We start from the raw sequence: 16,963 nt of genomic DNA on the forward strand, positions 1-16,963 counted from the left end.
AGCGGGAGAGCACTTCGTTCACACCGAAGGGGTCACTGGTTCGATCCCAGTATCGCCCACCGGGAAAGGCCGGTCCGTCGAAAGACGGACCGGCCTTCCGCATTCCCGGTCCCGTCACGCCGTTCCCGGCCCCGTCACGCCGCCGTACGCAGCTCCGGCCGCAGCGGCCACGCCGGATCCACCGTCTCCGGCGTCCCCTGCCGGGTGAACCAGGCCTGGAGCCCCCGCGCCTGCGCCGCGTGCCACACCGCCTGGAGCGTGTGGAGCTCCGCCGGCGTCAGCCGCTCGAGACGGGACGAGAAGCGCCGCGCCACCGCCCGTACGACATCCATCGCCGCCGTCGCGTCCGCCGCGGCGTCGTGCGCGCCCGACAGCTCGACCTCGTAGTGCGCGCACAGGTCCGTCAGCGTCCTGCGGCCCTTCCGGTAGCGGTCCAGGTGCTTGTCCAGGACCCGCGGATCGAGCACGCACAGGGGGCTGCCCGCCGTGTAGTCGCCCAGCGTCGACGCCCGGTGCCGGCGCAGCTCGCGGTCCAGGATCGTCAGATCGAACGGCGCGTTCATCACCACCAGCGGCCGCCCCGCCGCCGACTGCTCGGCCAGCGCGCGCGCCAGCTCCTCCATCACCGGGGCCGGCCACCGGCCGTACCGCTGGAGGTGATCGTCCGTCAGGCCGTGGACGGCCGTCGCCCCCTCCGGCACCGGTATGCCGGGGTTGACCAGCCAGCGCGTCACCCGCGGACGCGCCCCCTCCGTGTCCTGGACGACGAGGGCGGCCGAGACGATCCGGTCCTCCTCGACGTCAACTCCCGTGGTCTCCGTGTCGAAAGCGGCCAGGGGCCCTTCGTACCAGTGCATCGACATCCCCGAACTCCCTGCGCACGTGCGGCAGGTGGCCAACCCCCTGCCCCGAAACGGTGATACCCGGACTGTTTGCGTCGTACGCGGACCGGTCACAACACAAGGGACGGGGAAGGAAGACGACATGGCGCTCGCCCAGCCCGAGTCGGGAGGGCTGCCGCCCCAGCGGGTGGCACCGACGCGCGGCTCACTCGCCACCACCGCCTGCATGGAGACCCTTCAGGTGGGATACCTGCACGCCGTCGCCGCCGCGGCCGGCTGCTCGCTGTCCCAGCCCTTTCCGGACAACGGCATCGACTGGCACGTGAGCCACAGCGCTCCCGGGCACACCGTCGACGACGAAGTGACCATCAAGGTGCAGCTCAAGTGCACCTACCAGACGGCGCCGCGCCCGCCGGGCGGGGCGTTCTCGTTCACCCTCGACAACGACCACCTCGTGAAACTCGCCCGGACACCGGTGTCCGTGCACAAGATCCTCGTCGTGATGCTCGTCCCGAGGTCACAGGAGGACTGGCTGAGGGCGAGCCACGACCGGCTCGACCTGCGGCACTGCTGCTACTGGATCAACCTGGCCGGGCACCCGGTCACGGGACGGCGCCGGACCACCGTGCGCATCCCGACGACGCGGATCTTCGACGACCGGGCGCTCTGCGAGATCATGACCCGGGTCGGCGTGGGAGGGAGACCTTGATGCACCGACCGATCGACGAACCCGGTTTCGGGGACGAGAGGGGCGAGGGGGACGGGGCCGGGCGCGGCCCCGTCCCCCCGCCCTACCGGCCCCACCCGGCACCCGGCGAGACCCCCGGACCCTGGACCGGCATCCCCGCCCCGCCCCTCGGGCCCTGGGCCGACACCCAGGGCGCGCCCGACCCGGGCAGGGTCGACCCGCGGGTCCTCGGCGCGCTGCTCGCCCGGCACGGCTGGCGGCGGCGCGGCGGCGCCGTGGGCCGCTACAGCCGCTGGACCCCGCCCGGCAGCGGCGTCGGCACCAGCCTCCTCGTCCCGGAGAGCCGCGCCTTCCCGGACTGCGAGGACCTGCTCGGCGAGGCGCTCACCGCCCTCGCCCGCAGCGCCACGCCCTCCGCCCGCGAGGTCCTCACCGGCCTCTCCGTGCCCAGCGACGAGATCCGCTGGTGGCGCGACGTGCCCCCGGGCCCGGCCGGCACCGTCCCCTGGACCGTGCAGGAGCAGCTCAGGTCCGCCGCCCGCCAGCTCCTCCTCGCCGGCGCCCTCGCCGTGCGCGGCCGGGCCGGCTACCACGGCGCCCGCCACCGCCGGGCCGCCCGGGCCTCCCTGGAGACCGTCGTCGTCGGCGCGGCGCCCGGCGGCCGCGGCCTCACCGCCTTCCTGCCGGTCGAACCGGGCCGCCCGATCGCCGTCCGGCTCTACCACGCGCTCCACGCGGCCCGCGAGGCCACCGACTACCAGCGGGCCACCGGCGGCATGGAGGCCTTCGACGCCGCCGTCGAGGCGGGCGTCAGCCGCGAGCTCACCGAGGCCCTCGTCGCGCTCGTCCGGGGCACCGAGGGCGCCCGCGTCGCCCTGGAGTGGGCGCCGGCCGCCGGCGCGCCCGAGGGGTGCGCGGCCCGGCCGGAACCGGTCGAGTTCTCGCCCGGCGACCTGCCCGCCCTGCGGGAGGCGAGCGCCCGCTATCTGACCGACGAGCCGTCCGTGCCGGTCCGGCTCACCGGCGTCGTCGTCCGCATGCGCCGCTCCGGGCCGCGCGGCGAGGGGATCGTGCGACTGCGGGTGCTCGGCGGCGCGGAGGTGCCGCACGTCCGGGTCGCCCTCGACGAGGAGGCGTACCGCACGGCCGGCCACGCCCATCTCGTCGGCCTCCCGATCCGGGTCGCGGGCCGGCTGGAGAGCCGTGGCGGCTTCCGCCGCCTCACCGACGCCACCGGGGTCGTCCCCGTCCAGGTCGACGAGACGGAGCGGGACCGGCTGCTGAAGGGCCTGCACGAGAACCTCGACTTCTTCCAGGAGACGTGCGAGCCGGAGGAGGAGTGAGGGCCGGGCGGGGAGTGCCGGCCGGGGAGCCGCACGGAGCGGGGCAGGGCCGGGAAACCGTTTCGCGGGCGGTGCGGACCGCTCGGTAGGATCGGTGACGACGCGGCACCTCGTCTCTGCCGCGCGTCGCCGGCGCCGGCACCTCGTGTCTGTCTGCGCCCTTATGTATGGAGTACCCGTGTCTGATGTCCGTGTGACCGTCCAGTCCGCCTCGGAAGCAGAGGAGAGGGCGGTGAGCGCGGGCACCACCGCCGGCGCCCTGTTCGCCGACGACCGCACCGTCATCGCCGCCCGTGTGGGCGGCGAGCTGAAGGACCTGTCGTACGAGCTCCGCGACGGCGATGTCGTCGAGGGCGTCGAGATCTCCTCCCCGGACGGTCTCGACATCCTGCGCCACTCGACCGCGCACGTCATGGCCCAGGCCGTGCAGGAGCTCTTCCCCGAGGCCAAGCTGGGCATCGGCCCGCCGGTCCGGGACGGCTTCTACTACGACTTCGACGTCGAGAAGCCCTTCACCCCCGAGGACCTCAAGGTCATCGAGAAGAAGATGCAGGAGATCCAGAAGCGCGGCCAGCGCTTCGCCCGCCGCGTGGTGACCGACGAGGCCGCCCGCGAGGAGCTGGCGGACGAGCCGTACAAGCTGGAGCTCATCGGCATCAAGGGCTCCGCGTCGACCGACGACGGCGCGAACGTCGAGGTGGGCGGCGGCGAGCTGACCATCTACGACAACCTCGACGCCAAGACCGGCGAGCTGTGCTGGAAGGACCTCTGCCGCGGTCCGCACCTGCCGACCACCCGGAACATCCCGGCGTTCAAGCTGATGCGCAACGCGGCCGCCTACTGGCGCGGCAGCGAGAAGAACCCGATGCTCCAGCGCATCTACGGCACCGCCTGGCCGTCGAAGGACGAGCTGAAGGCGCACCTCGACTTCCTGGCCGAGGCCGAGAAGCGCGACCACCGCAAGCTGGGCAACGAGCTCGACCTCTTCTCCATCCCGGACGAGATCGGCTCCGGCCTCGCGGTCTTCCACCCCAAGGGCGGCATCATCCGCCGGGTCATGGAGGACTACTCGCGCAAGCGCCACGAGGAGGAGGGCTACGAGTTCGTCTACTCGCCGCACGCCACCAAGGGCAAGCTGTTCGAGAAGTCCGGCCACCTGGACTGGTACGCCGAGGGCATGTACCCCCCCATGCAGCTCGACGAGGGCGTGGACTACTACCTCAAGCCCATGAACTGCCCGATGCACAACCTGATCTTCGACGCGCGCGGGCGCTCCTACCGTGAGCTGCCGCTGCGCCTGTTCGAGTTCGGCACCGTGTACCGGTACGAGAAGTCGGGTGTCGTCCACGGCCTCACCCGGGCCCGTGGCTTCACCCAGGACGACGCGCACATCTACTGCACCCGCGAGCAGATGGCGGACGAGCTCGACCGCACCCTCACCTTCGTCCTGAACCTGCTCCGCGACTACGGTCTGACCGACTTCTACCTGGAGCTGTCGACCAAGGACCCGGAGAAGTTCGTCGGCTCCGACGAGGTGTGGGAGGAGGCCACCGCGGTCCTCCAGCAGGTCGCCGAGAAGCAGGGCCTCCCGCTGACCCCCGACCCGGGCGGCGCCGCCTTCTACGGCCCGAAGATCTCGGTGCAGGCGCGGGACGCCATCGGCCGTACCTGGCAGATGTCGACCGTCCAGCTCGACTTCAACCTGCCGGAGCGCTTTGACCTGGAGTACACCGCGCCGGACGGCACCAAGCAGCGCCCGGTCATGATCCACCGCGCGCTGTTCGGCTCGATCGAGCGCTTCTTCGCCGTGCTCCTGGAGCACTACGCGGGCGCGATGCCCCCGTGGCTGGCCCCGGTGCAGGCGACCGGCATCCCGATCGGCGACGCGCACGTCGACTACCTGCACGAGTTCGCCGCCAAGGCGAAGAAGCAGGGCCTGCGGGTGGAGGTCGACTCCTCCTCGGACCGGATGCAGAAGAAGATCCGGAACGCCCAGAAGCAGAAGGTCCCGTTCATGATCATCGCGGGTGACGAGGACATGGCCGCCGGTGCCGTCTCCTTCCGCTACCGCGACGGTTCGCAGGAGAACGGCATCCCCGTCGACGAGGCGATCGCCAAGCTCGCCAAGGTCGTCGAGGACCGCGTCCAGGTCTGACGACCCGAGCGTCCGGCGACCTGAGCGCCTGACGAGCCGATCCGTTCAGGAGGCCCCCGGGAAATCCCCCGGGGGCCTCTTCCCGTCCCCCTCCTCGTCCTCCCGGGTGAACGCCTGGATCAGCCAGGACGAGAACGAACCCGTCACCGCGCCCAGGAGCGCGAGCCCGCAGGCCATCAGGCCCACCGCCGTCACCCGGCCCACCGGGGTCACCGGGGCCACGTCCCCGTACCCCACCGTCGCGAGCGTCGCGCAGGTCCACCAGACCGAGTCCCCGAAGGTGAGGATCGTGGCGCCGGGGGCGTGCCGCTCGTACCGGTAGACGGTGAGCGCGCCCGCGAAGCCCAGCAGGGCCACGCTGACGCCGGCGTAGACCATGACGCGCCCGTAGAGGTCGAGCCGGGGTCTGTCGTGGCGGCGCCGGATCCGGTAGTAGAGGTCCACCATGCGCACCGGCCGCAGCAGCGGCAGGACCAGCACCACCGTGTCGAGGAGGTGGGTGCGGACGAAGCGCAGCGGGCCCTGGCCGCTGAGCCGGAGCCGTACCGCGTAGTCCAAGCCGAAGACGGCCCAGGCGGTGAGGATGACGGCGAGGCAGAGGTCGAGCCAGCCCCGGGGGAGGCGGGAGTCGGCGAGGACACGGACCGCGTAGCCGGTGAGGTAGGCGACGGAGGCCACGGCGAGCGGGGTCTCCATGCGGCGGTCCCAGCGCTCCTGCCGGGGCGGTTTCGGTGGCCTGACGCTCATCGGATCAGCATGGCCGCAGGACGGATCCTCCGCCCCGGCGACACGTTCCGAACGGACGACGCAATATGCTGCTCAGCATGACGACTGAGCCGGAGCAGCAGATCGGAGTGGGGACGCAGGACGCGTTCCAGCGCCTGTGGACGCCCCACCGGATGGCGTACATCCAGGGCGAGAACAAGCCGACCGGGCCGGGGTCCGAGGACGGCTGCCCGTTCTGTGTGATTCCGTCGAAGTCGGACGAGGACGGTCTGGTGATCGCGCGCGGCCAGGGCGTGTACGCGGTGCTCAACCTCTACCCGTACAACGGCGGTCACCTGATGGTCGTCCCGTACCGGCACGTCGCCGACTACACCGACCTCGACGAGGCGGAGACGGTCGAGCTCGCCGCCTTCACCAAGCGCGCGATGGTCGCGCTGCGGGCGGCGTCCGGTGCGCACGGCTTCAACATCGGCATGAACCAGGGCGCCGTCGCCGGCGCCGGCATCGCCGCGCACCTGCACCAGCACGTGGTGCCGCGCTGGGGCGGGGACACCAACTTCATGCCGGTCGTCGGGCACACCAAGGTGCTGCCCCAGCTGCTCGCCGACACCCGGAAGATGCTGGCCGACGCCTGGCCGGCCACCCTGTGAGCCGCTGAGCGCCGTGGCGGACCCGGGTCAGGCCTCGTAGACGTCGGCCTTCTTCGGGCCCGGGTCCTGGACGCCGCCGCTGAGGAACAGCGAGCGGGCGGTGAAGCGCTCCGTGTCCACGTTGTGCTCGTCGAGCACCTTGAGCGTGGCGGCGTGGACGGCCCGGAGCACGGGCGTCGCCATGCGGATGGCGTCGTCCGCCATGAAGCGGTTCTTCCAGAGCGGCCCGGCCCAGACGTGCCGCAGACCGAACGGCTCGGGCAGGGTCATCTTGCCGCCGAGGAACTCCAGGACCGGCGGGTACCAGGTGAGCGGGGCGCGCACCGCGAGCCGCACGATGTCGTTGGTCGTGAGCAGCGGCTGCTGGATCTCCTTCGTCTCCCAGAAGCGGACGGTCTTGGAGACCTCCCTCGTCTTCGCCTTCGGCTTCGTGGTGAAGAGGCTGTGGACGGGGCCGAGCGCGTGGCCGGTGACCTCGATCCGGAGCGTGTGGTGGAGCGAGGTGACGGTGACCATCATGGTGAGGACGAGATTCCCGTCCCAGAGCGTGAACTGTACGCCGAGGTAGTGACGGTTTCCCGCGCCGAACTGCTGGTCGTTGCAGATGCGCTGTATCTCGTGCGGCTTGACCTGGTAGTGGACGATGTTGTCGCCCTCGGGGCGGGTGACCTCGTCGGCGCCCTCGCCGACCGGGGAGACGATCCAGTGCTTGACGGTCGGCTTGGGGAAGCCGGTCTTCAGGGAGCCGCGCTCCAGGAGCGTCAGCTCGTCGTGGATCCTGCGGATGACGTCCCAGGCGCGGAAGGCGTGGATCTCCCGGCCGGGCTGGGGGACCAGCTCCTCGGCGAGCGTCCAGCTGCCCCAGCGGGTGCCCAGACCGAGGATCCCCTTGGTGCCGGCGTAGAAGACGATGTTGGACTGCTGCTCCGCGGAGAGCTTCTCCAGGTTGATCCGGAGGGCCTCCGCCTCCTTGTCGCCCGGGTCCTGGGGGACGGACTTGGGGACGTGCGGGCCGATCCCGCCGCCGCCGAGCAGGCCGGACCAGCGCTCGCGCAGGTCGACCGCCGCGTTCATGCAGATCCTGCTCGCGAGGTACCAGCCGACGACCGGGGCGACGACCATCGCGCGCAGGTAGTTCGGCAGGATGCCGTCGAAGGGCAGCCTGATCAGGACGAGCGCCGCGAAGAGCCCGGCGGCCCACAGGAGGGCGGTGCCGAGGGCACTGTTCCGCTTGTTCTCGGAGCCGGCGACGAGGCGGCGCAGCTGGATGACGCCGAGCCAGAGCAGCAGTCCGGGCAGGAAGAGGACGCCGCAGAAGAAGGTGACCAGGGTCAGCTTGACGTCGCGCTGCCTGCGCAGGTGGGTGGCGGCGAGGCAGTGCTCGACCACCGGCTGCGGCTCGGCCCCGAAGGACTGGATCAGGGCCTTGCGGGCGCCGCCGAGCATGCGGACCTGGACCGCGCGGGAGAAGGCCTCGCCGAGGTCGGGGCTGAAGAGCCCCCACTTCCCTTCCTTGACCGTGGTCTTGTAGAGCTCGTTGTCGGCTTCCTGGATCGTCTTGAGGGGGCTGTCCCGGTACGCGGCGGACGCGAGCGCGTTCGTCGCACCCGTGCCGCCCCCCGAGTTCTGGAGGGGAATCTGAGCCCCCGGTCCGAAACCGTCGATCGCCACTGCCGCCCCCATCGCGCGCGAGTACCTGTGCGGGCTGTTCCCAACTGCCGCGCCCCGCACACCTTCTGAGCTGGGCACCACAGCGTAACCGGGTACGGCCGGATGCGTCACGGCCTGTGGATGTCGTCGGCCGAATGACGCCCGCCCGGCAGCCGCCGGGCGGGCGTGCACCCCTGTCATCCCGTCAACTAGGAGCCTTTTTCGGCCTGTTCGCGGAGCTTCGCCGCCAGGTGCGGAGGCATCGGCTCGTGCCGGGCGTAGGTGCGGTCGAACCGGCCGGTGCCGTGCGAGATCGAGCGCAGGTCGATCGCGTACCGCCCGATCTCGATCTCCGGCACCTCGGCCCTGACCACGGTCCGCCCGGGACCGGCCTGGTCGGTTCCCACGACCCGGCCGCGCCGCCCCGACAGATCGCTCATGACCGGGCCGACGTACTCGTCCGGGACGAGGACGTCGACCTGGGCGACCGGTTCGAGGAGGTGGACGGGCACGTCGGCGGCCGCCTCGCGCAGCGCGAGCGCCCCGGCGGTCTGGAAGGCGGCGTCGGAGGAGTCCACCGAGTGGGCCTTGCCGTCCCGCAGGGTGACCCGGATGTCGACGAGCGGATGACCGGTGGCGAGCCCGCGCGCCGCCTGCGCCCGCACCCCCTTCTCGACGGAGGGGACGAACTGGCGCGGGACGGCTCCGCCGACCACCTTGTCGACGAACTCGATGCCGCTGCCCGGCGGCAGCGGCTCCACGTCGATCTCGCAGATGGCGTACTGGCCGTGGCCGCCGGACTGCTTGACGTGCCGGCCCCGGCCCGAGGCGGCGCTCCCGAAGGTCTCGCGCAGCGCCACCTTGTACGGCACGGCGTCGACCTGCACGCCGTACCGGCCGCGCAGACGCTCCAGGGCGACGTCCTGGTGGGCCTCGCCCAGGCACCACAGCACCACCTGCCGGGTGTCCTGGTTCTGTTCGAGCCGCAGGGTCGGGTCCTCGGCGACGAGCCGGGCGAGGCCCTGCGAGAGCCGGTCCTCGTCGGCCTTGCCGTGGGCCTGGACGGCCAGCGGCAGCAGCGGCTCCGGCATGGTCCACGGCTCCATCAGGAGCGGATCGTCCTTGGCGGAGACGGTGTCACCGGTCTCGGCGTGGCCGAGCCGGGCGACACAGGCGAGGTCACCGGCGATGCACTCCGCGAGCGGGCGCTGCTGCCTGCCGAAGGGGGAGGTGAGCCCGCCGACCCGCTCGTCCGCCTCGTGGAGGTCGTGGCCGTCGCGGGACCCGTCCGCGAGGCCGTGACCGGAGACGTGCACGGTCTCGTCGGGGCGCAGGGTGCCGGAGAAGACCCGGACCAGGGAGATCCGGCCCACGTAGGGGTCGGCGGCCGTCTTGACGACCTCGGCGACCAGCGGCCCCTCGGGGTCGCAGGTGAGCGGGGGACGGGAGCGGCCGTCGGGGGTGGTGACGGTGGGTGCCTCGTGCTCCAGGGGGGAGGGGAAGCCGCCGGTGATCAGCTCCAGGAGTTCGAGGGTGCCGAGGCCCTGCGTCCCGCCGTCGGCGGCGGGGGCGGCCGCGAGCACCGGGTGGAAGGCGCCCCGGGCGACGGCCTTCTCCAGGTCGTCGACGAGGGTCTTCAGGTCGATCTCCTCGCCGCCGAGGTAGCGGTCCATGAGGGTCTCGTCCTCGCTCTCGGCGATGATCCCCTCGATGAGCCGGGCGCGGGCCTCCGCGATGAGTTCCCGCTGCGCCTCGTCGGGCGGGTCCTCCCGGCGCACCCCGGAGGAGTAGTCGAAGATCCGCTCCGAGAGCAGGCCGACCAGGCCGGTGACCGGCGCGTGTCCGTCGGCTCCCTCGGCACCGTGCACCGGCAGGTAGAGGGGGAGGACGGCGTCGGGGTCGTCCCGGCCGAAGAGCTCGGCGCAGACGGCGGTGAGCTCGGTGAAATCGGTGCGCGCGGTGTCGAGGTGGGTGACGACGATGGCGCGGGGCATCCCGACGGCGGCGCACTCCTCCCAGATCATGCGGGTGGAGGCGGCGACGGCGTCGGCCTCCTGGGCCGCCGAGACGACGAAGAGGGCCGCGTCCGCCGCGCGCAGACCGGCCCTCAGCTCCCCGACGAAGTCGGCGTACCCGGGGGTGTCGAGGAGATTGATCTTGTATCCGTCCCAGCCGACCGGGACGAGGGAGAGCTGTACGGACCGCTGCTGGCGGTGCTCGATCTCGTCGTAGTCCGAGACGGTGGCGCCGTCCTCGACCCGTCCGGCCCGGTTGACCGCCCCGGCGGTCTGCGCCAGGGCCTCGACGAGGGTCGTCTTGCCCGATCCGCTGTGGCCGACCAGCACCACGTTTCGCACGGCCGAGGGCCGGTCGGCCGTAGGAGCCCTGCCGGCGGCTCCGGCGGGCGTCTTCGCCTTGTCACCCATGATGTTTCCTCCCGACTGCTCGCACGATGCGGCGGGACGCGGGCGCGGGGGAGTGGTGTGTCGCGGTACGGCTCCAGCGGTGCCCGCGGTGGTCCTTCGAGCTTTGCACCGACCCCGGGAAGCGTCCATACGTCGTACACGCCGGAGCCCCCCGGGGGGACGTCGGCGGGACGCCGACGCGACGGGGCGGGTGCCGCCGGTGCGCCGGGACGCGCGTGGCTACGATGGGCGAGCCGGTGGTCGTAGGGGCCGCGCGGCCCACCGAACCTCGGGAAGGCCATGCTGAACAAGTACGCGCGTGCCTTTTTCACGCGTGTCCTCACACCGTTCGCCGCGTTTCTGCTCCGGCGGGGCGTCAGCCCCGACGCGGTCACGCTCATCGGCACGGCGGGGGTGGTGGCCGGTGCGCTGGTCTTCTTCCCCCGCGGAGAGTTCTTCTGGGGCACGATCGTCATCACCCTGTTCGTCTTCTCCGACCTCGTCGACGGCAACATGGCCCGGCAGGCGGGGATCTCCAGCCGCTGGGGAGCCTTCCTCGACTCGACGCTCGACCGGGTCGCCGACAGCGCGATCTTCGGCGGCTTCGCGCTCTGGTACGCCGGCAGGGGCGACGACGACATCCTGTGCGCCGTGGCGATCTTCTGCCTGGCGAGCGGCCAGGTCGTCTCGTACACCAAGGCCCGAGGAGAATCGATCGGCCTGCCCGTCGCCGTGAACGGCCTCGTCGAGCGCGCCGAGCGCCTGGTGATCTCGCTGGTCGCCGCGGGCCTCGCCGGGCTCCACGCGTTCGGCGTGCCCGGCGTCGAGGTCCTGCTCCCGATCGCCCTGTGGATCGTGGCCGTCGGCAGCGCCGTCACCCTGGGCCAGCGCGTCGTGACCGTGCGCCGGGAATCGGCCGAGGCGGACGCCGCCGCGGCCGGGGGCGGAGGGGCGGCCTCGTGAGCACCCTGAAGGAACGCCTGAGCGACGGGCTGTACGGCGCCGGATGGGCGACCGTGAAGAAGCTGCCGGAGCCGGTGGCGACGGGCCTCGGCCGGCGGATCGCCGACCTCGCGTGGAAGCGGCGCGGCAAGAGCGTCCTGCGCCTGGAGTCCAACCTCGCGCGCGTGGTGCCGGACGCCACGCCCGAGCGGCTCGCCGAACTGTCACAGGCCGGCATGCGCTCGTACATGCGGTACTGGATGGAGTCCTTCCGGCTGCCGACCTGGACGAAGGAGCGGGTCGAGCGGTCCATCGACATCAAGGACCGCCACTATCTGGAGGAGGGCCTCGCCTCCGGACGCGGCGTCATCCTCGCCCTGCCGCACCTGGCCAACTGGGACCTCGCGGGCGTCTGGGTGACCCGCTCGCTCGGCGTGCCGTTCACGACGGTCGCCGAGCGGCTCAAGCCCGAGTCGCTGTACGACCGGTTCGTCGCCTACCGCGAGTCCCTCGGCATGGAGGTCCTGCCGCACACCGGCGGCTCCGCCTTCGGCACGCTCGCACGCCGGCTGCGGGCCGGCGGCCTGGTCTGCCTGGTCGCCGACCGCGACCTGTCGGCCTCCGGCACCGAGGTCACGTTCTTCGGGGACACGGCGCGGATGCCGGCCGGCCCGGCGATCCTCGCCCAGCAGACGGGCGCGCTGCTGCTGCCCGTGACGCTCTGGTACGACGGCACGCCCGTCATGAAGGGGCAGATCCACCCGCCCGTCGACGTACCCGAGTCGGGTACGCGGGCCGAGAAGACGTCCGTCATGACACAGGCGCTCGCCGACGCGTTCGCCGGCGGCATCGCGGACCACCCGGAGGACTGGCACATGCTGCAACGACTGTGGCTCTCGGACCTGGACGAGCGGGAGGGACCGGGCGCGTGAAGATCGGGATCGTCTGCCCGTACTCCTGGGACGTGCCCGGCGGCGTCCAGTTCCACATCCGCGACCTCGCCGAGCACCTCGTCCGGCTCGGCCACGAGGTCTCCGTCCTCGCGCCCGCCGACGACGACACCCCGCTGCCGCCGTACGTCGTCTCCGCGGGCCGCGCCGTGCCCGTGTCCTACAACGGCTCGGTGGCCCGGCTCAGCTTCGGCTTCCTCTCCGCCGCGCGGGTCCGCCGCTGGCTGCACGACGGCACCTTCGACGTCGTCCACATCCACGAGCCGACCTCGCCCTCGCTCGGACTGCTCACCTGCTGGGCGGCGCAGGGACCGATCGTGGCCACCTTCCACACCTCGAACCCGCGCTCGCGGGCCATGATCGCCGCGTATCCGATCCTCCAGCCCGCCCTGGAGAAGATCAGCGCCCGCATCGCCGTCAGCGAGTACGCGCGGCGCACGCTCGTCGAGCACCTCGGCGGCGACGCAGTCGTCATCCCCAACGGCGTCGACGTCGACTTCTTCGCCCGCGCCGAACCGAAGACGGAATGGCAGGGCGGCACGCTCGGCTTCATCGGGCGGATCGACGAGCCGCGCAAGGGCCTGCCGGTCCTCATGAAGGCCCTCCCGAAGATCCTCGCGGAACGCCCCGACACCCGGCTGCTCGTGGCCGGGCGCGGCGACGAGGAGGAGGCCGTGGCCTCGCTGCCCGCCGAGATGCGCTCCCGGGTGGAGTTCCTCGGCATGGTCAGCGACGAGGACAAGGCGCGGCTGCTGCGCAGCGTCGACGTGTACGTGGCGCCCAACACCGGCGGCGAGAGCTTCGGCATCATCCTCGTCGAGGCGCTGTCCGCCGGCGCGCCCGTCCTCGCCTCCGACCTCGACGCCTTCGCGCAGGTCCTCGACCAGGGCTCCGCGGGCGAGCTCTTCGCCAACGAGGACGCCGACGCGCTCGCGGACGCGGCGATCGCGCTCCTCGGGGACGGGGCGCGGCGCTCCCAACTGAGCGCCCGGGGGTCGGCGCACGTGCGCCGCTTCGACTGGTCGACGGTGGGGGCGGACATCCTCGCCGTGTACGAGACGGTGGCGGACGGGGCGGCGGCGGTGGACACGGACGAACGGGTGGGGGGCCTGCGGGCCCGCCTGCGCTTGTAGACCCGCGGCCCGCGGGGCCGTCACCCCCGCCCGTGTGGGCAATCGTCCCGCCGGGGCGGGACGGGTGGGCACACGGGACGGCGCCCTTCAGCGGCGCCTCCGCGTTCCGCGCCTGGACCCGCACCACTTTGCGCGGTGCGCATCCGGTGCGGGTCAAGGCGCAGAAGCCTCTGGCGCCGGTAAGGGGCGCCGTCCCGTTGTGCCCACCCGTTCCGCCCCAGCGGAACAGTTGCCCACAACGGGGGGTGGGCATCGCCCCAGCGGAACAACCGCCCACAACGGGGGTGGGGCACCGCCCCGGCGGAACAGTTGCCCACAACGGGGGGTGGGCCGTCGCCCCGGTAGCCTGTGCGCCCGTGACCGAAACCCTGATCTGGACCGTCGTCGCGCTGATCCTCATCGGCGTCTATCTGAGCTGGACCGCCGGACGTCTCGACCGGCTGCACGCGCGCATCGACGCAGCCCGCGCCGCCCTGGACGCGCAGCTCCTGCGCAGGGCCTCGGTCACCCAGGAGCTCGCCACCTCCGGCATCCTCGACCCGGCCGCCTCGATCGTGCTGTACGAGGCCGCACACGCGGCCCGGCAGGCGGAGGAGGACCACCGGGAGGTCGCCGAGAGCGAGCTGAGCCAGGCGCTGCGGGCCGTCTTCGGCGAGCCCGAGCAGGTGGAGCTCGTACGGGAGGCGCCCGGTGGCGAGGAGGCCGCGGGGGAGCTGGCCGCGGCCGTCCGCCGGGTCCCGATGGCCCGCCGCTTCCACAACGACGCCGTCCGGGCCGCCCGCGCCCTGCGCCGCCACCGCAAGGTCCGCTGGTTCCGGCTCGCGGGCCACGCCCCCTTCCCGCTGGCCTTCGAAATGGACGACGAGCCGCCCGCGGCCCTTGCTGATCGTCCGGCCTGACGCCCATAACCTGGGAAAACGATCCACCGGGTCCACATTGGCCCTTGATGTGGACCCCAGGTGGACTGTTTCCTCGTCTTGTCGTCAACCCCCGTTGTCACGAGTGAGGTATCCGTGTCCACCACGCCTTCCACCAACTTCCAGTCCCCCGAGACCGGCACCGCGCGCGTCAAGCGCGGCATGGCCGAGCAGCTCAAGGGCGGCGTGATCATGGACGTGGTCAACGCCGAGCAGGCGAAGATCGCCGAGGACGCCGGCGCCGTGGCCGTCATGGCCCTGGAGCGGGTCCCCGCGGACATCCGCAAGGACGGCGGCGTCGCCCGCATGTCCGACCCGAACATGATCGAAGAGATCATCGGCGCGGTCTCCATCCCGGTCATGGCCAAGTCCCGCATCGGCCACTTCGTCGAGGCCCAGGTCCTGCAGTCCCTCGGTGTCGACTACATCGACGAGTCCGAGGTCCTGACCCCGGCCGACGAGATCAACCACTCCGACAAGTGGGCCTTCACGACCCCCTTCGTCTGTGGTGCCACCAACCTGGGCGAGGCCCTGCGCCGCATCGCCGAGGGCGCGGCCATGATCCGCTCCAAGGGCGAGGCCGGCACCGGCAACGTCGTCGAGGCCGTCCGCCACCTGCGCCAGATCAAGAACGAGATCGCCAAGCTGCGCGGCTTCGACAACAACGAGCTGTTCGCCGCCGCCAAGGAGCTGCGCGCCCCGTACGAGCTCGTCAAGGAGGTCGCCGAGCTCGGCAAGCTGCCGGTCGTGCTGTTCTCCGCCGGTGGCGTCGCCACCCCCGCCGACGCCGCGCTCATGCGCCAGCTCGGCGCCGAGGGCGTCTTCGTCGGCTCCGGCATCTTCAAGTCGGGCGACCCGGCCAAGCGCGCCGCCGCCATCGTGAAGGCCACCACCTTCTACGACGACCCGAAGGTCATCGCGGACGCCTCCCGCAACCTGGGCGAGGCCATGGTCGGCATCAACTGCGACACCCTCCCCGAGTCCGAGCGCTACGCGAACCGGGGCTGGTAAGCACCCATGAGCACGCCCGTAATCGGTGTCCTGGCCCTCCAGGGCGACGTACGGGAGCACCTGATCGCCCTGGCCGCGGCGGACGCCGTGGCCAGGCCGGTCCGGCGCCCCGAGGAGCTCGCCGAGGTCGACGGCCTGGTCATCCCCGGCGGTGAGTCCACCACCATCTCCAAGCTGGCCGCCCTCTTCGGCCTGATGGAGCCGCTGCGCGAGCGGATCGCGGGCGGCATGCCCGTGTACGGCACCTGCGCCGGCCTGATCATGCTCGCCGACAAGATCCTCGACCCGCGCTCGGGCCAGGAGACCTTCGGCGGCATCGACATGATCGTCCGCCGCAACGCCTTCGGCCGGCAGAACGAGTCCTTCGAGGCCGGTGTCACCGTGGCGGGCATCGACTCCCCCGTCGAGGGCGTCTTCATCCGCGCCCCCTGGGTGGAGTCGGTCGGCGCCCAGGTCGAGGTCCTCGCCGAGCACGAGGGCCACATCGTCGCCGTCCGTCAGGGCCGGGCCCTCGCCACCTCCTTCCACCCCGAACTCACCGGCGACCACCGCATTCACGAGCTGTTCGTGGACATGGTGCGCGCGGAACGGTGACACGATCCCGGTAGGATCTCTGGGGTTCGTTCAAGAAGTTGGTTACGCGAAGGAGACAGGCAGATGTCCGGCCACTCTAAATGGGCTACGACGAAGCACAAGAAGGCCGTGATCGACGCCAAGCGCGGCAAGCTCTTCGCGAAGCTGATCAAGAACATCGAGGTCGCGGCCCGGACCGGCGGCGCCGATCCGGACGGCAACCCGACGCTCTACGACGCCATCCAGAAGGCGAAGAAGAGCTCGGTCCCGAACAAGAACATCGACTCCGCGGTCAAGCGCGGCGGCGGCCTCGAGGCCGGCGGCGTCGACTACCAGACGATCATGTACGAGGGCTACGGTCCGAACGGCGTCGCGGTGCTCATCGAGTGCCTCACCGACAACCGCAACCGCGCCGCCTCCGACGTGCGCGTCGCCATGACCCGCAACGGCGGCTCCATGGCCGACCCGGGCTCGGTCTCGTACCTGTTCAACCGCAAGGGCGTCATCGTGCTCCCCAAGGGCGAGCTGTCCGAGGACGACGTCCTGGAGTCGGTGCTCGAGGCCGGTGCCGAGGAGGTCAACGACCTCGGCGAGAACTTCGAGATCATCAGCGAGGCCACCGACCTGGTCGCGGTGCGCACCGCCCTCCAGGAGGCCGGCATCGACTACGACTCGGCCGAGTCCAGCTTCGTCCCGAGCATGCAGGTCGAGCTCGACGAGGAGGGCGCGCGCAAGATGTTCAAGCTGATCGACGCCCTGGAGGACAGCGACGACGTGCAGAACGTCTTCGCCAACTTCGACGTCAGCGACGAGGTCATGGAGAAGGTCGACGCCTGATCGCGACCTTTTCGAGCAGCCGCCGACGAGCTGAGGGTCTCCCGGGTGCCGGTGCGCGAGGCGATGCAGCGCCTGGAGTCGGAGCGTCGATGCCGCCTGTCGCCGTGAAGGTGTCGGGGTCGCGGAAGGTGAGTCGGTCTG

At 71.8% G+C, this 16,963-nt stretch carries 15 protein-coding genes; 11 read left to right on the forward strand and 4 right to left on the reverse strand.

The window, feature by feature from the left end:
• Window positions 1-134 precede the first annotated feature (134 nt).
• The gene (locus ABZ318_RS34375; RefSeq protein ID WP_356906366.1) at window positions 135-863 is read right to left on the reverse strand and encodes a 3'-5' exonuclease; all 729 of its coding nucleotides are present in this window, start codon (window positions 861-863) and stop codon (window positions 135-137) included.
• Window positions 864-984: 121 nt separating this feature from the next.
• Here ABZ318_RS34375 and ABZ318_RS34380 point away from each other — a divergent pair, with 121 nt between their 5' ends.
• From ABZ318_RS34380 to thrS, 3 genes are all read left to right on the forward strand, one after another.
• Window positions 985-1,551 (forward strand): DUF4365 domain-containing protein, encoded by a 567-nt coding sequence (locus tag ABZ318_RS34380; protein WP_356906367.1) that lies wholly within the window; start codon window positions 985-987, stop codon window positions 1,549-1,551.
• Window positions 1,551-2,873: a hypothetical protein gene (locus ABZ318_RS34385; protein ID WP_356906368.1), complete on the forward strand. Its 1,323-nt coding sequence runs from the start codon at window positions 1,551-1,553 to the stop codon at window positions 2,871-2,873. Before ABZ318_RS34380 ends, ABZ318_RS34385 begins: the two co-directional genes overlap by 1 nt.
• A 178-nt stretch (window positions 2,874-3,051) precedes the next feature.
• Entirely contained in the window at window positions 3,052-5,028 is a 1,977-nt protein-coding gene (gene thrS, locus ABZ318_RS34390; protein WP_356906369.1) for a threonine--tRNA ligase, read from the forward strand.
• Window positions 5,029-5,073: 45 nt separating this feature from the next.
• Here the strand turns inward: thrS and ABZ318_RS34395 are convergent, their stop codons facing one another.
• Window positions 5,074-5,775 (reverse strand): potassium channel family protein, encoded by a 702-nt coding sequence (locus ABZ318_RS34395; RefSeq protein WP_356906370.1) that lies wholly within the window; start codon window positions 5,773-5,775, stop codon window positions 5,074-5,076.
• A gap of 65 nt (window positions 5,776-5,840) precedes the next feature.
• On the opposite strand from ABZ318_RS34395, the gene ABZ318_RS34400 reads away from it, so the two are divergent.
• A complete protein-coding gene (locus tag ABZ318_RS34400; RefSeq protein WP_030692008.1) occupies window positions 5,841-6,404 on the forward strand; it encodes an HIT domain-containing protein in 564 nt (187 codons plus the stop codon).
• A 27-nt stretch (window positions 6,405-6,431) separates the two neighbouring features.
• Here the strand turns inward: ABZ318_RS34400 and ABZ318_RS34405 are convergent, their stop codons facing one another.
• Both ABZ318_RS34405 and ABZ318_RS34410 read right to left on the reverse strand, forming a co-directional pair.
• A complete protein-coding gene (locus ABZ318_RS34405; RefSeq protein WP_356906371.1) occupies window positions 6,432-8,087 on the reverse strand; it encodes a hypothetical protein in 1,656 nt (551 codons plus the stop codon).
• A 176-nt stretch (window positions 8,088-8,263) separates the two neighbouring features.
• Window positions 8,264-10,480 carry an elongation factor G-like protein EF-G2 gene (locus tag ABZ318_RS34410; RefSeq protein ID WP_356906372.1) on the reverse strand — a complete coding sequence of 739 codons (2,217 nt, stop codon included), beginning with the start codon at window positions 10,478-10,480 and terminating at the stop codon, window positions 8,264-8,266.
• 279 nt (window positions 10,481-10,759) lie between these two features.
• Between ABZ318_RS34410 and pgsA the strand changes: the two genes are divergently transcribed.
• The 7 genes from pgsA (at window position 10,760) to ABZ318_RS34445 (ending at window position 16,822) form a co-directional block, all read left to right on the forward strand.
• Window positions 10,760-11,422 carry a phosphatidylinositol phosphate synthase gene (gene pgsA, locus ABZ318_RS34415; RefSeq protein ID WP_356906373.1) on the forward strand — a complete coding sequence of 221 codons (663 nt, stop codon included), beginning with the start codon at window positions 10,760-10,762 and terminating at the stop codon, window positions 11,420-11,422.
• Window positions 11,419-12,333 (forward strand): phosphatidylinositol mannoside acyltransferase, encoded by a 915-nt coding sequence (locus ABZ318_RS34420; protein WP_356906374.1) that lies wholly within the window; start codon window positions 11,419-11,421, stop codon window positions 12,331-12,333. Before pgsA ends, ABZ318_RS34420 begins: the two co-directional genes overlap by 4 nt.
• Entirely contained in the window at window positions 12,330-13,484 is a 1,155-nt protein-coding gene (locus tag ABZ318_RS34425) for a glycosyltransferase family 4 protein (RefSeq protein WP_356906375.1), read from the forward strand. Before ABZ318_RS34420 ends, ABZ318_RS34425 begins: the two co-directional genes overlap by 4 nt.
• 356 nt (window positions 13,485-13,840) lie before the next feature.
• Complete coding sequence (locus ABZ318_RS34430) at window positions 13,841-14,383, forward strand: hypothetical protein (protein WP_356906376.1); 543 nt, start codon at window positions 13,841-13,843, stop codon at window positions 14,381-14,383.
• 114 nt (window positions 14,384-14,497) lie between these two features.
• Complete coding sequence (pdxS, locus tag ABZ318_RS34435; RefSeq protein ID WP_030693057.1) at window positions 14,498-15,412, forward strand: pyridoxal 5'-phosphate synthase lyase subunit PdxS; 915 nt, start codon at window positions 14,498-14,500, stop codon at window positions 15,410-15,412.
• Window positions 15,413-15,418: 6 nt separating this feature from the next.
• Window positions 15,419-16,006 carry a pyridoxal 5'-phosphate synthase glutaminase subunit PdxT gene (gene pdxT / locus ABZ318_RS34440; RefSeq protein ID WP_225799502.1) on the forward strand — a complete coding sequence of 196 codons (588 nt, stop codon included), beginning with the start codon at window positions 15,419-15,421 and terminating at the stop codon, window positions 16,004-16,006.
• 63 nt (window positions 16,007-16,069) lie between these two features.
• The gene (locus ABZ318_RS34445) at window positions 16,070-16,822 is read left to right on the forward strand and encodes a YebC/PmpR family DNA-binding transcriptional regulator (RefSeq protein ID WP_356906377.1); all 753 of its coding nucleotides are present in this window, start codon (window positions 16,070-16,072) and stop codon (window positions 16,820-16,822) included.
• Window positions 16,823-16,963: the final 141 nt, after the last annotated feature.

This window comes from Streptomyces sp. NPDC006197 (genome assembly GCF_040613865.1).
Lineage (GTDB): Bacteria > Actinomycetota > Actinomycetes > Streptomycetales > Streptomycetaceae > Streptomyces.